Origin of the sequence: Paenibacillus sp. 1_12 (assembly GCF_900114475.1) — a bacterium.
GTDB lineage: Bacteria > Bacillota > Bacilli > Paenibacillales > NBRC-103111 > Paenibacillus_S.
Genome location: NZ_FOTE01000003.1, coordinates 343,175 through 358,352 on the forward strand (window position 1 = coordinate 343,175; position 15,178 = coordinate 358,352).

A 15,178-nucleotide genomic window follows, 5' to 3' on the forward strand; every position below is an offset into this window, starting at 1 on the left:
TTCTATATTTTAATGCAATAATGAATGACAAATAGCCGAGCGCGTCAGCGAAATTAACATTCTCGTTGACGCGCTCGGCTGTATGTATAAAGAGGGACACGCATATATAAGTATTAGAGAGTATCTCCTAAAATCTGGATAACCCGTTCCTCTAGAATAAGCGGGTCAATCGGTTTGGACATATAATCCTGTGCACCTAGCTGGATACCGCGTACGACGGTGTCTCGGCGTGCATCGCCAGTTAGCAAAAGAATAGGAATCGATGCAGTTTCCGGTGTAGCTTTTAGCTTTGTCAGAGCCTCCAGCCCATTTATACCTGGAAGATTAATATCAAGCAGGATAAGGTCATAATGAGAAATACGAGAGATCAGGACCAGAAAATCAGTAGCCGTTGCGAATGTGTCTATATCATATCGATGTTCGAAAATTTGTCTAACTAATAAGCAAAAAGGGGAGCTGTCGTCAATGAGAGCGATTTGTTTGTTCATGTGTTGGGTCACTTCCTTATTATAATCGATTTGAATGGAGGGATGAATTAATATGACTGACATTAGCAGAGAACAGCGCATGCAGGCGATAATCATCAAAGCCCGCAGACTGTTTGTAGTAGACGCTCTGGAGCGTGATACTGCACTTAGGGCAAATATTGAGCTTTGGACTCGGAAACAGCTGTCGCACCAACAGATCGGCGAATATATGTACTTATATGTTCATACGCTCAAAGGAGTCGCTCAAACCGTAGGATGCGATCAGGTGCATCTGCTTAGTGAAGCAGCCGACACATATAGTATACTTCACCAGAATGATTGGACGGAAGAGGTCATTCATAAGCTGCGCCAATTCATAGATCAGCTGCACACAGAGCTTCAGCGAGAGCTTGGAAATATGGAGGCTTTATGATCGAAAAAGTGTTGATCATCTCGATCCTGACTTTTATTATTCACGCTGTTGAAACCTTGTCTTATGGAGTACGTCTGGCCGGGGTCAGAACAGGAAAGCTGGCCGTTGCTCTATCGCTAACCGGGATGATTGTGCTTGTATCGAGAACCTCGAATTTGGCCCAAGCTCCAATGATGGGCAAAATCGTTGACTATGCCAAGCTTCACGCTGAATATTCGCTGGAAGCCCAACTGCATATCTTCATTGCAGCAGCTTCGCTCGGCACTTTGTTTGCGATTGTCTTCATTCCGACAGCGATCAGGCTGTCTGTCAGTCTGATCGGCCGTCTGGAGGAAACAGGCTCACTTCCAAGGCTGCTTCGCGAATCCGTTTCGATCCGCAAGCTTAAGGTTGTCCGAAATCATGTGCGAATGCCGAGCTTGGCAATGCTGTCGAGGCTGCGGATCGGCGGAGTACCCAAACGTCTGCTTATTCTGAATATGCTGGTAACCGGAATTTATACGGTTGGCGTCTTAGCTGCACTCTATGCTTCCTTTTTATTGCCTGAATATAGTGTAACTGCGTCCCAATCGTCCGGCTTGATTAATGGAGTAGCCACCATCCTGATGACGATATTAGTCGACCCTCAGGTTGCATTGATGACGGACAGGGCGATGAATGGTAATGAAAGCTTGGCGCATATTAATAAAATGTATGGGCTTCTGATGTTCTCGCGTTTTTTTGGTACTGTGCTTGCTCAGGTTTTACTGGTACCTGGTACATATCTGATCAAGGCAGTAGTTCCATTTTGGTAAAATAATCGGCGCTGTATGTGTAATAATAATGGATTTTAAGGTTAATATTGGATTAAAATGGTTATTATTGGATGAAGTTGTACTTGCTTATTCGAGGAGATTTTGTTATGTAATAAATAGTAACATCATCAAGACAAGGAAGGAGCATAGGAGAAACTAATTTAGTCTGAGATCGATTGAAACCTAATTAAAATACAATTTCTAAATTGATAAGATGGTAGTTCGTACAATTTGCGTTGTTCGAATAATTTTCGCAAATAGAACTGACATAGTTTATATTCATTAGTAGTATAGTTAATTATAACCAAAATAACAATATTATTTTGACATACAGGCAGGAATATATTCCTATAAGTAACCTTTTAAGCTGTCCTCGACATAATCGGGCGCAGCTTTTTCAATTTGTTGTACGGTATGAAGATAACGTTGTGTAGTATTGATGTGGGTGTGACCTAACGATTCTTGAACCTGCTGTAAAGAAGCGCCGCGTAAAAGGGCTAGGGTTGCGTTGGTATGTCTTAGCCAATGGGGAGTCACTTTTTTGTCCAAACCCCACTGTTTACGCGCTTTTTGAATGATTTTTTCAACAGACCTCACGGATATTGGGAAAATTCGTTGGTCTTGAAGATTCCCATTTTGCTTCAAATTATGAATATAGGTTTCGAAAAGTCTCCATAGCATAGTGGGAACCTTGACTTCTCGCTCCTTGCCTCCCTTGCCGTTAATCGTCAGCCACATTGAGGTTTCCTCAGGATCAGCATGAAAATGGCTGCATTCCATAGTAGTTAATTCGGACACTCTTAATCCGAGCATAATAAGCGTTAATCCAATCATATAGTCACGCATTCCTTGCCTTTTTAGCTGCTCCATCAGGCGAATCACTTCGTTTTTTGTCAAATAATGATTTCTGCTGGTAACAGACACTTTTGGAGTGCGAACGGAGGTAGTAGGGTTTATTTTGAAAATGTTGATGTTCGGGTCACTTCCCCATTTATAAAGAGAACGTACAGGAGCCATATGAATAGCAACCGTTGCCGGTGCTTGCGGATTATTGGTCTTACTGAAAAATCCTTGCATGAGTCCCAGCTTGTAAACTTCGATTTCTCTCCAGGTTACATCCCGCAATGTTTTACTTCCAATAAAGGCACGAAATTTGTTAATTGCGATCCGGTAATTTCTAATGGTATATGCGGAACGATGGCATGCAGCTATAAACATGTTAAGGATTTGTTCATCAGTGTAGGTTTCGTTGTGCTCCCCTTGAGTTGTAACTACTGGTAAAACTGTTTGTGGGTGCATATGGTGCCTCCTTAATTATTCGAACAACGCAAATTGTACGAACCTAAGTTTAGCATGTAGAACTGAAAGGAGAAATGCAAAATCAAGATATAATTGTAAATTTAGGATATCTATTGATGGAAGTTCATTCTCTTGAGAAGAGCCTCTATTTTTAAAACGAAGGGAGGGAGCATCAATTGCGGGATCATTTTATGATGGAATTATTAACATATCTAAAGAAAAAGGATTTGGATACCTACGAGCACAGTATACGTGTGGGGAGAATGGCCGAAAGCATCGCTTTCTATTTTGGTTTTAATGAAGCCAAAACGAATCATCTCGTTAAAGGCTGCTATCTGCATGATATAGGAAAGATAGGGATACCCCAGAACATTTTGAGCAAATCGACAGGTCTTGATCCAGATGAATGGGAAACGATGAAGAAGCACCCCTCTCTGGGTGCGGAGATGCTGCAGGCTTATGCATCTGTAGATCAGGAAATTATTGATATCATTACTTATCATCATGAACGCTTAAACGGAGAAGGTTATCCATACGGACTTGTGGGTGAACAAATTCCGGAACTGGCAAGGTGGTGTTCTATTATCGATTCCTTTGATTGCATGCTCTCGGATCGTCCATATCGCAAGCGCTTGTCCTTGCAGGAGGCCCAAAATGAGCTTTTACTTCAAAGTGATAAACAATTCGACAAATATATGGTTAATATGCTGTTAAACCTGCCTGACATAGCATTAAATATGTACTGATAATCACTAGTGCTGATGTTGAGCTTGTTCCCCTTGAGCAGCTCGTTATGTGAACATCTTCGCACCCATGGGGGAAATCCATTTACCAAATGAAGGAAATAGGATGTTTTTATCCATCCGCCGATCCTTTTCTGTGGACTATGGACAGGTACTGCCTGACCAATCCATTTGTAAAGGTTTTTTTTGTGCGTCTGAGCTTTTAGTAGACAGATAATTATGAACTTTCAGAGAAAGTGAATGGATCGCTACTATTTGCAAAAATCAAAATAGAGGTGACTGAATATGAAATGGATTTATAATTTGAAAACATCGGTAAAATTGATCTCTTCTTTTTGTATCGTTTCAATCATATTAGCTTTTGTGGGCATATACGGAATGAATAATATGAGTAAGTTGAATGATAGTTTGTCGGAAATGTATAAAAATAATTTATTACCTGCTACTTTGCTGACTGACACACAAATTTTATATCAAAGGCTGAGGATCAACCTTCGTGACATTAACGATACGAATAATAGTACCGAAAGGAATCAACTTACGGAAAAAGGAAAAGATTTTCGAAAAGACATTGAAAAGAAAATGAATGCATATAGTAAAACTTCTTTAGCACCGGAAGAGATGGAGCGATTCATTAAATTTACTCCTACCTGGCAGGACTATCTTAAAGCGGTAGATCAGGGGCTTCTGATGATTGCTGCGGGAAATGACATCGATTTTACAACCTCGCTGAAAACGGGGGATCTAAGAAAAACAGGCGATGAATTAAACAATTTATTGCAGGATTTAATCGATGTTAATGTTACCTATGCGGAAAAGGCAAATAAAGACGGAGATAACCTTTATAAGTCATCTCGCTCGGTTACCACAACGATCATCATAATCTCGGTATTAATTAGCATCGGCTTCGGTTACTTCATTTCCCAAATTATTTCCCGTCCCTTGAACAGGATCGTTGGATTGGTGGCTAAAGTGGCTGAAGGTGATTTAAGGCAAATGTCGGATATTGACACAAAGGATGAAGTCGGGCAGTTAGGTAATTCGATCAACGAAATGATATTGAATTTGCGTAGGATCATCGGATCAGTCTTGTCCTCCGCAGAAAATGTCTCGGCGTCAGCTCAGCAAATATCCGCCACAACGGAGGAGATTGCCAGCGGCAGCGCAAGTCAAGCCGATGCTGCTCAAACCATGAACGAACTATTCAGGGAATTATCTACAGCTATCAGCTCGGTAGCCAGAAGTGCGGAGCAAGCTTCTGAATTAGCCAACAATACGATGCATACCGCTCGGGACGGCGGTACCGTAGTACAAGCCTCTATTAAGGGTATGAGTCAGGTTAACGATCAGATGACCCGTTTGGAAGAAGACTCCAATAAAATTGGTGAAATTATTGAAGTCATTGATGATATCGCCGATCAAACGAACCTACTTGCCTTAAATGCGGCGATAGAAGCAGCCAGAGCGGGGGACCAGGGCAGAGGATTCGCCGTTGTGGCGGATGAAGTGCGTAAGTTAGCTGAGCGAAGCAGTGAAGCAACCAAACAAATTACGGCGATTATTAAAGGCATGCAGCGGAATACTCAGCAAAGCGTAATATTTGTGAGTGAAGGAGTAATTTCATCGCAAAAAACAGGCGATTCCTTCAAAAATATTGTTGAGATGGTGAATCAAACGGCGAGCACTGTAGCGGAAATCGCAGCAGCGAGCGAGGAGCAAGCTGCTCAAACGACAGAAGTTTTGCTTTCCATTGAAAGTATCTCTGCAGCTACTGAAGAAGCGGCAGCGAGCAGCGAGGAAACAGCTTCTACAGCCCAGTCCCTTGCCCAGTTGGCAGAAGAGTTAAATAACAATGTTGCGATTTTTAAAATATAAGTAGGTGACTAGATGGAACTAGCCAAGCAGGAACAATACATTGAGGTTGGAATCGGAAAAGAAAAATATGCAGTACAAATTCAGGATATTCATGAAATCATTAAACTGCAAGATATTACAACGATCCCGAACAGCAAGACCTATGTCAAAGGGGTTATTAATTTAAGGGGCAAGATTGTGCCAGTGATCAGTTTGTGCAGTCGATTTGGTCTAATGGAGGAGTCTTATACGAAGTCAACCCGTATTATCGTCATCAACCATGTGGATGAGATGGTGGGTATGATCGTGGATCGAGTCAACCAGGTAACGACCATTTCGGACATTCAGCCTCCTTTGCTGAATGCTGGAGATACAGAAAGTGCAGGCATAATCGGTTTCGGACAGACGGAGAGCGGATTAGTCGGTATATTGAAACTGGAGCAGGTTCTCTAAAGGAATAGGGGCTGATGGACGATGGAATCATCGTATTTGGCTGAATTAACAGCCGTTTTTTTAGATGAAGCGGAAGAACAGCTCTTGATTATGGAGCAGGAAATATTAAAGCTGGAACAAATCGGTGGATCAGAGGATACAATCCAAACCCTGTTTCGAGCCGCCCATACGCTGAAAGGTTCTTCGGCTGCGATGGGATTAGAAGAAATAAAACAATTGACGCATGAAATGGAGCATATATTGGATCAGGTGCGCAATCTGCGTTTGCGTGTTACAAACGAAATGATTAATTTGTTGTTTCAATGCTTGGATCTTTTAAGAAGCTTAAAGGATGAGTTTATGGAAGGGAAAAGCAGCTTCACGGATATCACTTTGCTGCTCAACAAGGTGAAACAATTTACAGCAGAGCAGGAGAATTATTTAGTAAATGACTGTGAAGCAATCCCCGCCTCTAGTTGGCAGATCCTCGATCCTGAATTGCAATTGAAAGTGCAGGAAATGATGGCACGAGGCTTACATGTGCATGATGTTCTCATCGGTCTGGAGCAAGACAGCATCATGAAATCGGCGCGGGCCCTGATCATAATAAATCAGATTCAATCGGTTGGAGAGGTGTTGACATCTCAGTATTCTCTTCAAGATCTTGAAGGAGAAGACACCGATGCTATTTCAGAAATCCGATTATTATTGGCTACACCAAAGGAAAATACGGAGTTTGAATCAGAAATTCTCTCCATGATGGACGTTTCTTATGTAAAGCTCTCCCGGTTCACCCCGGATCATGAGGAGGAGGGCATGCCTGCCATGGCGACGGCAATTCCTATAGCATCGGAATGGGGCGGTACCAAGGAAGCCTTCGTGGCCACGGAAGGAAGGAAAAATAAACAAACGATTCGGGTTGATGTAGAGCGATTGGAGCATCTAATGAACTTGGTGGGGGAGCTCGTCATTGACCAAATGCGAATTTCCCAAGTTGGGAATATTTTAGATCACCGTTATTCTTCAGACGAGACCGTGGACGAGCTTGGACAAATTTCTGATCATGTATCCCGAGTGGTTGGAGAACTGCAGGAAAGTGTAATGAAGGCTCGTATGCTTCAGATCGACCAATTGTTTCAACGTTTTCCCAGAATGATTCGCGATCTTGCTTTAAGACTTAACAAAGAAGTAACTCTCATTATTGAAGGGAATGAAACCGAGCTGGATCGGACGGTCATCGAGGAAATTGCGGATCCTCTTATCCATTTGATCCGTAACGCAATTGACCACGGTTTAGAATCAACAGAGGTACGTAAGAGCAGTGGTAAATCTGCCCAGGGACGAATACGTCTCGCTGCTGCACATGAAGAGAACCAACTGGTTATCTCAGTTGAAGATGATGGCGATGGCATTGATCCAAACAAGATTCGTAATCAGGCTGTTCGTAAAGGGATCATCTCCCAAGAGGAAGCCAACAAGTTGACAGATTTCGAATCGGTTTATTTAATCTTCCGACCGGGCTTTTCCACTGCAAGCGAAGTGAGTGATGTCTCAGGACGTGGTGTCGGAATGGATATTGTCCGTAATCAAATCGAAAAATTGAATGGTGTTATTGACATTGAAACTCGATTAGGAGAAGGGACGCGTTTCAAGATCAAACTTCCTTTGACGTTGGCGATTATTACCGGTCTCTTAATTAAGTTGAACGGAACTACGTTTATTCTTCCCATGAACAGTGTGATAGAAATTGTTCGAATACCACTTGATTTCATCCATTCGATTACAGGGGAGCCGGTGGTCCTTATCCGAGAAAAGGTAATGCCGGTCGTTTGGATGCATGATTATTTCCAAATCCCCCGGATGGAACAAACAGGGAAACACCAGTCACTCATCGTTGTAGGAAGCGCAGACAAGAGAATTGCATTAGTGGTGGATGATTTACTGGGCAATCAGCAAATTGTAGTGAAGTCTCTTGGTATTTATGTCGGAAAAATCGATTGTATATCAGGAGCTACAATTCTAGGCGACGGCCGGGTGGCACTCATACTAGAAACAGCGGGCATTATTAGGCGGGTATCTTGATCTGCTGAACTACTTATTTATCTATTATTCAAATTTAGAGGAAATTTAATGAAACGCTAGTGACAAACAATATATAGATGACAACTTGGGAGAGTGACTTTACATGAAAATGACAGTCTCTAAAAAACTATATAGTGGTTTCTTTGCAGTTTTGCTTCTGTTGGTTGCAGTAGCTAGTATCAGCTATTATCAAATGAGCTCAATTGATAAATCCTATGGGGATTTAATCGATAATCGCGCAGCCAAGGTTAATTTAACCAAGGATTTGCTGCTTGCCGTAAGAGAAGAACAAGTCATGATCCGCACCTATCTATTGATCGGTGATGATAAGTATATTCAGAATTGGGAAACCGCTAAAGATCAGTACAAAAAGCACAGTGCTAAATTCAATAAAATTTTGGATACGCCCAAGGGCGCAGAGTATTTGTCACAGCTGGATCAGTTGGAAGCACAATACAACCAAATCAGCAGTCAGTCTATTCAGTTAAAGAAACAAAACAACATGGACGAAGTAATGAAAATATCCGAAACCCAAGCAGGGCCAGTTGTTGATAAAATAACCCAGGTTGGCAAAGATATGATTCAGCTTCAGCAGGATTTATTGGATAAAGGAAATGCTGATAACTCCGTAAGAGTGGCATCTACGCTATTGTGGCTGTTGATTCTAAGTATTGCAGCTGTTATCGGAGGGCTTATTATTGCATATTACATCAGTCGTCAAATTTCGCTGCCTATCATAGAAGTAGCTTTATCCGCTGAAAGGATTGCCAATGGTGATTTGACAGGGGATCTACTTTCGATTAAAAACCGTGATGAAATCGGTGATATGGCGATTGCCTTTAATAAAATGTCAGCAAGTATAAGTACAATTATTAGCACCGTATTAATATCCTCACAAAATCTTTCAGCAGCTGCACAGCAGATCTCGGCCAGCACTGAGGAAATTGCCAGCGGTAGTGCCAATCAGGCCAGTTCTGCACAAACAATCAATGAATTGTTCAGAGAGCTGTCTTACGCGATTACTTCTGTAGCTAATGGAGCTGAGCAAGCATCTGAATTATCAAATAATACGATGGAGCTTGCCAAGGAAGGCGGTAAAGTGCTTCGCTCTACCATCGATGGGATGAACTTGGCTAATGAGCAAATGTCGAGGTTAGAGGAAGATTCGAATAAAATAGGGGAAATCATCGAAGTCATCGACGACATTGCCGATCAGACGAATTTGCTGGCCTTGAATGCGGCGATTGAAGCGGCAAGAGCGGGAGATCAGGGTAGGGGCTTTGCCGTGGTGGCTGACGAGGTTCGCAAGCTTGCGGAGCGCAGCAGTGAAGCGACCAAGCAAATAACCACTATTATTAAAGGCATGCAAAAAAACACCTTGTTAAGCATCTCGGCAGTTAATCAAGGTGTAGTATCGTCACAAAAAACCGGAGAATCATTTGAAAGCATTGTGTACATGGTCAACGACTCAGCGAATAAAGTGTCGGAAATTGCCGCTGCAAGCGAGCAGCAGGCTGCTCAAACCTCTGAGGTTCTGCTTTCAATAGAAAGTATCTCCGCCGCTACTGAGGAAGCGGCAGCTAGCAGTGAGGAAACCGCCTCTGCAGCTCAATCATTGGCTATGCTGGCAGAGGAACTGAATATGGCAGTCGAAATGTTTAAAATTAAGTAGGTAAGAAGGTGAATATAATGATAACCACCCATCAGAATCAGTACATCGAGGTTGGAATTGGCAGTGAACAATATGCGCTAAGAATCGATGAGATTCATGAGATCATCAAGATGCAAGTTATTACTTGCATCCCTAATACGAGGTCTTATATCAAAGGTGTTATCAATTTGAGAGGCAAGATCATTTCGATTATCAGCTTGCGGGCTCGTTTCGATCTAATGGAGGAGGACTATAACAAGCAGACACGAATCGTTGTAGTCAATTTCATGGGTGAAATGGTTGGAATTATTGTAGACAGGGTCAATCAGGTAACGTCCTTCTCTAATATTCAAGAGCCTCCTGATCATTCAGGTAATAAGCAAAACGCTTATTTTTCCGGTGTCGGTCACACGGAAGTTGGGTTGGTGTTTATTTTAAATCTTACAAATATATTACAGGAGTAATTCCGCCAAGCCTATATAAGATGAATAAAAGAAACACACAGCCTGAGCGGAGAAAGCGGACCCTTCTGGAGAAACGAAGTGTTCGCCTTTGCAGACGGATTCTTACCCCTATGGGGCTAAGAATAAAAAGAATCTGGCTGCAACAACGATTGGAAGAGGGGTCTGCTTTCGCAGCGACTCTTTGCTGTCATGATGTTTAGTTCATCTTATATAGGTTCAAATTTCAGTGGTATTGGATAAGCCCGATCAGTATTTGATTAATCAAAAAAAAGCCCCGACACCTACCAAGATGGTGTCGAGACCCAAGTAAACTAAATATCGATCCCAGAAAGCACATGTGTACTGACTTGATCCAACTGTCTCAGCTCATCGACTGTTAGATTCACGTCAATAGCACGTGTGTTTTCTGCCAAATGCTTCTCATTTTGCGTACCGACAATGGCGGAAGTTAGTGCAGGTTGGTGCAGCAGCCAGCTAATGGCTATTTCCGACAAGGTAACCTGCTTAGCTTCGGCGATTTGTGTTAATAGATCAATCAAAGGCTGTTCCTTCTCTAGATGCTCTGGCAGAAACAATCTTCTATTATTACGGAAATCGTTTTCTTTGATTGTGGCCTTGCCATTATGAAATGCCCCGGTCAGGATGCCTTTAGCAATGGAGCTATAGCTCATGATGCCGATATTATTTTCCTGGCAATAAGGGATAATCTCGGGCTCAATCCCACGATGAAGTAGGCTGTACTCGGGCTGAATGACATCAATACGTGCATAGTTGCTTGCTTCTTTGAGCAGGTCAATGGAAAAATTGGACGCCCCAATGGCGCGAATCAGACCTTCATCTTTAAGTTTGTTCAATTCGGATAACGTATCTGCCAGCGGGATATCCTTATTAGGCCAATGGATATAATAAATATCAACATAATCGACACGTAAGCGCTTTAAGCTGGTTTCTGCTGAAGAGCGCACATCTGCAGGCTTTAGGTGACCTGGAGACACCTTGGTTGCGATAATGCAGTCTTTTCGTTTGCCCTCGAGTGCCTGTCCGACAATTTCCTCGGAATGTCCTTGTCCGTAGCCTTCGGCAGTATCAAACGTGTGGATGCCCAGATCAAAAGCTTTTTGTATCGCACTAATGTTGATTTCATCGCTTTGCTTATCCCATTGCCCACCACCCAGCTCCCAACAACCAAACGTAACTTCGGAAACTTGAATATCTGTATTTCCTAATTTTCTGTATTTCATGAGTAAGTAATTCCTCCTAAAAATTTTCGTGGAAAATTCACTTCGTAAGCGTGAACCTTAGAGTTTTCGTAGAAAACTAGCGTCGTAAGCTTTATTGCGCAGCAATGGCACGGATTTCGACCAAGGTAGCTTCATCTAGGGCAACATCTACCGCCGGCAGTACACTTAAGATATGGCTTGGCTTGCGTACCCCTACAATAGCGCTGGTAAGTGCCGGATGAGCCAATACATAAGCAATGGCCAATTGTGGAAGGGTAAGATCATAGCGGGATGCCACTACCTTCAATTTTTCAGCTCTGTCTACGTTCTTTCTCAGGTTTTCACCTGTATGGGCTGCATTGCGCGAGCGCCAGTCGTTCGCTTCGAATTTAGTATCATACGTATAATTGCCTGACAGAAGTCCTGAGGTCAACGAGCTGTATCCAACAACGCCAATACCCTTCTCCTGACAAAAAGGAAGCAGCTCCTGCTCGGCCTTTGGTCTTAGTATGGAATATGGCGGCTGCAGCGAATCCACGTGCCTGACAGCTAGCGATTGCTCCAGTAATGGCACATCATAGTTGCTTACTCCGGCATAGCGGACTTTACCGTCTTGAATTAGCTTGTCCATTGCCCGCATGGTTTCCTCAGCTGGAGCTTTCGTATCCGTGTCCGGCCAATGCATTTGATATAAGTCGATATAGTCAGTACCTAGTCTTTTAAGAGAGGCTTCGGCTTCCCGAATGACTGAATCGTAGGTGCCATTCTTGGAAACATTTCTTTGCTCATCCCATACAAGGCCGCATTTCGTTGCGAGTACGATCTTATCGCGATCACCCTTGAGGGCTTTACCAATGATCTCTTCGGAGTAACCAAGACCATATACAGCCGCTGTATCATAAAAGGTAATTCCTGCGTCAAGTGCCGCGCGTACGCTGTCGTAAGATAGCTGATCGTCTTGATCACCCCATCCGCTAGCCCAGCCTGCGCCTCCAATTGCCCAGGATCCGAAGCCGATAACGGATATTTCTGGACCATTTTTTCCAAGCTTACGATATTTCATAGTTGAATCTCTCCTTCGATTTGGCTTATGTTCATTATAATGAAAGCGACTCGATTTAGGAAGAACTGTGCTTGACATCAGCTAGTTACCTTTAGGTTATCTAGGTTACAAAGAATTTGGTACAAATTATCATATCGTAATCGGCTGAAATCTGATAAAATTATGGGTTGTATAAGGTTTTATGCATATCACATCATGAGAAGAGGAAAATTGAATTTTATGTCGAATCTTTACGAATTAGCTTGTTTGATCTTGAGAGGAGAAACGGAGAGCCCATGATCCAATTTCAAAATGTTTCCAAAGTGTATAACAATGGCACCGTCGGCTTGAATAACATTAATTTAACTATTCATCCAGGAGAATTCGTTGTTATCGTAGGCTTGTCAGGGGCGGGCAAGTCAACGCTTCTGCGTTCCGTGAATCGCCTTCATGAAATAACCGATGGTCAGATATTGATCGATGGAAATTCGATTACGGCAGCACGTGGTGTACAGCTTCGACGTATGCGTCGAAACATCGGAATGATCTTTCAAAGCTTTAATTTGGTGAAGCGTGTCTCCGTTTTACGGAATGTGCTATCAGGTCGTGTAGGTTATCATTCTACACTCCGCACTATGCTTGGGTTGTTTCCGCAAGCCGATATTGAGCTGTCTCTAAAGGCATTGGAACGTGTAAATATTCGGGAAAAAGCTTATGCACGTGCCGATGAGCTGTCTGGTGGTCAGCAGCAGCGTGTATCAATTGCCCGTGCTCTGGCGCAGGAGGCCAAGATTATTTTGGCAGATGAGCCAGTAGCTTCATTGGATCCTTTAACAACACGCCAAGTTATGGATGATCTAAAACGGATTAATCAGGATTTGGGGATTACTACGATAGTGAATCTTCACTTTATTGATCTTGCCAGGGAGTACGCGACTCGTATTATTGGCTTACGTGCAGGCTCTGTCGTTTTTGATGGACCGGTTGCCGAAGCAACGGACGAGCGTTTTTCCGAGATTTATGGACGAGAAATCAAAAAGGATGAGCTGCTGGGGGGAGAAGCCTGATGTCGCCATCCAAGGGGAAGCACGCTGCTCTACAGAAGCCATCGTCATTAAAAAGGAATCTCTCCATCATCATGATTCTTATTCTCCTGGCTGCCAGTGCGTATAAGACGAATGTTTCGATACCCGAGCTTATAGAAGGTATTCCGGAGATGGGCAAGCTTTTCGTCGAGATGTATCCTCCGAATTGGAGTTACTTTAGTACGAGTTGGGAACCCATGCTGGAAACGATTAGAATGGCGATTGTAGGTACAGTTGTAGGCTCACTGATTGCGATCCCAATTTCTTTTCTGGCGGCCCGCAATGTGACGCGTGTGCCTGTATTAAGCGCTGCTGCCCGTTTTATATTGAATTTTGTCCGTACGATTCCTGACCTGATGTATGCAGGCGTATTCGCCGCAATTGTCGGATACGGCGCATTGGCGGGAACGATAGCACTTGCCTTTTTCTCGTTTGGGCTTGTCTCCAAGCTTACTTATGAGTCTATCGAGTCTATTGATCCAGGGCCTCCAGAAGCGATGACAGCGGTCGGTGCGAATAAGCTGCAGTGGATTCGCTTCGGTGTATTGCCTCAGGTTACCGCTCAATTCGCTGGATTTGTGCTCTATACTTTTGAAGTCAACGTGCGTGCTGCTACCATTCTGGGTTTTGTAGGAGCCGGAGGCATTGGATTGCTGTTACAACGCGCCTTGGATCGTTTGAGATATGATCAGGCCTCTACGGTTATATTACTTATATTTGTGGTTGTGCTGATCATTGATTATGTGAGTACGAAGTTACGGGAGAAGCTGCTATGAAGCCAGAGACGATGAAAGTAAGTGTTGGCCGTCGCATTCGCTACTGGGCGATTTGGTTAGTTACGATTATATTAATCGTGTGGGGATTTTCCGGGCTTGAGTTCAGCGGAATTAAAGCGACAGCAAGCCAGGTATCGATGGCCATTCTGCGCGGTTTGCTGCATCCGGATTGGAATTTTGTTTATTTGCCTGAGGGCGAGGATTTGCTGCGCGGGCTGTTGGAAACCGCTGCGATAGCTGTTCTGGGGACAGTGATTTCAGCAGTTCTATGTATACCGTTTGCTTTCTGGGCTGCTAGTGCGAAGGGGAAGGCAAAATGGGCTACGAGCAGCGGGAAGTTTATGCTGAGTGCGATCCGTACATTTCCAGAGGTCGTGATGGCGATTATATTTATTAAAGCCGTTGGACCTGGTTCTTATGCGGGGTCATTAGCATTGGGTGTACATTCCATCGGTATGCTCGGTAAGCTGTACGCCGAAGCGATTGAAAATTTGGATCATGGCCCTACAGAGGCGTTAACAGCTTGTGGTGCTAACAAGATGCAAACGTTATGGTTTGCTGTTATTCCTCAGGTGATGCCCGATTTTCTATCGTTTGCCTTATATCGTTTTGAAATCAACATCCGTTCTGCAGCGATCCTCGGCGTGATTGGGGCTGGGGGAATCGGGACTCCGCTTATATTTGCGCTGGAAGCTCGTAGTTGGTCTCGTGTCGGCATTATTCTACTCGGTGTTATTGTGATGGTTACGGTCATTGATTTGATATCGGGTTACATTCGTAAACGTATTATTTAATGGAGGAAGCGCAGTAATCATTTCTTACTGCGCTGTCTCTTG

15 protein-coding genes are annotated in these 15,178 nt (G+C 43.4%); 11 read left to right on the plus strand and 4 right to left on the minus strand.

What is annotated here, in order from left to right:
- Window positions 1-113: 113 nt before the first annotated feature.
- Window positions 114-488, minus strand: a complete 375-nt coding sequence (locus BM210_RS09160; protein ID WP_218184907.1) for a response regulator — start codon at window positions 486-488, stop codon at window positions 114-116.
- A gap of 52 nt (window positions 489-540) precedes the next feature.
- Between BM210_RS09160 and BM210_RS09165 the strand changes: the two genes are divergently transcribed.
- Together BM210_RS09165 and BM210_RS09170 are read left to right on the plus strand one after the other, a co-directional pair.
- A complete protein-coding gene (locus tag BM210_RS09165) occupies window positions 541-900 on the plus strand; it encodes an Hpt domain-containing protein (protein ID WP_143101021.1) in 360 nt (119 codons plus the stop codon).
- Window positions 897-1,694, plus strand: coding sequence for a lipid II flippase Amj family protein (locus BM210_RS09170; RefSeq protein WP_091167259.1), 798 nt, complete (start codon window positions 897-899; stop codon window positions 1,692-1,694). The genes BM210_RS09165 and BM210_RS09170 overlap by 4 nt, the downstream gene beginning before the upstream one ends.
- Window positions 1,695-2,042: 348 nt before the next feature.
- Here the strand turns inward: BM210_RS09170 and BM210_RS09175 are convergent, their stop codons facing one another.
- Window positions 2,043-2,993, minus strand: a complete 951-nt coding sequence (locus tag BM210_RS09175) for a tyrosine-type recombinase/integrase (RefSeq protein WP_091167261.1) — start codon at window positions 2,991-2,993, stop codon at window positions 2,043-2,045.
- 176 nt (window positions 2,994-3,169) lie between these two features.
- Between BM210_RS09175 and BM210_RS09180 the strand changes: the two genes are divergently transcribed.
- From BM210_RS09180 to BM210_RS09205, 6 genes are all read left to right on the plus strand, one after another.
- Window positions 3,170-3,739, plus strand: coding sequence for an HD-GYP domain-containing protein (locus BM210_RS09180; RefSeq protein WP_256223415.1), 570 nt, complete (start codon window positions 3,170-3,172; stop codon window positions 3,737-3,739).
- Between the two features lie 282 nt (window positions 3,740-4,021).
- Window positions 4,022-5,611 carry a methyl-accepting chemotaxis protein gene (locus tag BM210_RS09185; protein ID WP_091167263.1) on the plus strand — a complete coding sequence of 530 codons (1,590 nt, stop codon included), beginning with the start codon at window positions 4,022-4,024 and terminating at the stop codon, window positions 5,609-5,611.
- Between the two features lie 12 nt (window positions 5,612-5,623).
- The gene (locus BM210_RS09190) at window positions 5,624-6,043 is read left to right on the plus strand and encodes a chemotaxis protein CheW (RefSeq protein ID WP_091167265.1); all 420 of its coding nucleotides are present in this window, start codon (window positions 5,624-5,626) and stop codon (window positions 6,041-6,043) included.
- A gap of 21 nt (window positions 6,044-6,064) precedes the next feature.
- Window positions 6,065-8,104: a chemotaxis protein CheA gene (locus tag BM210_RS09195; RefSeq protein ID WP_091167266.1), complete on the plus strand. Its 2,040-nt coding sequence runs from the start codon at window positions 6,065-6,067 to the stop codon at window positions 8,102-8,104.
- 103 nt (window positions 8,105-8,207) lie between these two features.
- Window positions 8,208-9,776, plus strand: a complete 1,569-nt coding sequence (locus BM210_RS09200; protein ID WP_091167268.1) for a methyl-accepting chemotaxis protein — start codon at window positions 8,208-8,210, stop codon at window positions 9,774-9,776.
- Window positions 9,777-9,793: 17 nt separating this feature from the next.
- Window positions 9,794-10,219 (plus strand): chemotaxis protein CheW, encoded by a 426-nt coding sequence (locus BM210_RS09205; RefSeq protein ID WP_091167269.1) that lies wholly within the window; start codon window positions 9,794-9,796, stop codon window positions 10,217-10,219.
- 311 nt (window positions 10,220-10,530) lie between these two features.
- Here BM210_RS09205 and BM210_RS09210 read toward each other — a convergent pair whose 3' ends face one another.
- Window positions 10,531-11,460, minus strand: a complete 930-nt coding sequence (locus BM210_RS09210; protein ID WP_091167271.1) for an aldo/keto reductase — start codon at window positions 11,458-11,460, stop codon at window positions 10,531-10,533.
- Window positions 11,461-11,551: 91 nt separating this feature from the next.
- The gene (locus BM210_RS09215) at window positions 11,552-12,502 is read right to left on the minus strand and encodes an aldo/keto reductase (protein ID WP_091167272.1); all 951 of its coding nucleotides are present in this window, start codon (window positions 12,500-12,502) and stop codon (window positions 11,552-11,554) included.
- Window positions 12,503-12,777: 275 nt separating this feature from the next.
- On the opposite strand from BM210_RS09215, the gene phnC reads away from it, so the two are divergent.
- From phnC to phnE (BM210_RS09230), 3 genes are read left to right on the plus strand one after another with little or no spacing between them, the layout of a single operon-like run.
- The gene (gene phnC / locus BM210_RS09220; protein ID WP_091167273.1) at window positions 12,778-13,548 is read left to right on the plus strand and encodes a phosphonate ABC transporter ATP-binding protein; all 771 of its coding nucleotides are present in this window, start codon (window positions 12,778-12,780) and stop codon (window positions 13,546-13,548) included.
- The gene (phnE, locus tag BM210_RS09225; protein WP_091167275.1) at window positions 13,548-14,342 is read left to right on the plus strand and encodes a phosphonate ABC transporter, permease protein PhnE; all 795 of its coding nucleotides are present in this window, start codon (window positions 13,548-13,550) and stop codon (window positions 14,340-14,342) included. The genes phnC and phnE (BM210_RS09225) overlap by 1 nt, the downstream gene beginning before the upstream one ends.
- Window positions 14,339-15,136 carry a phosphonate ABC transporter, permease protein PhnE gene (gene phnE, locus BM210_RS09230; RefSeq protein ID WP_091167276.1) on the plus strand — a complete coding sequence of 266 codons (798 nt, stop codon included), beginning with the start codon at window positions 14,339-14,341 and terminating at the stop codon, window positions 15,134-15,136. The genes phnE (BM210_RS09225) and phnE (BM210_RS09230) overlap by 4 nt, the downstream gene beginning before the upstream one ends.
- Window positions 15,137-15,178: the final 42 nt, after the last annotated feature.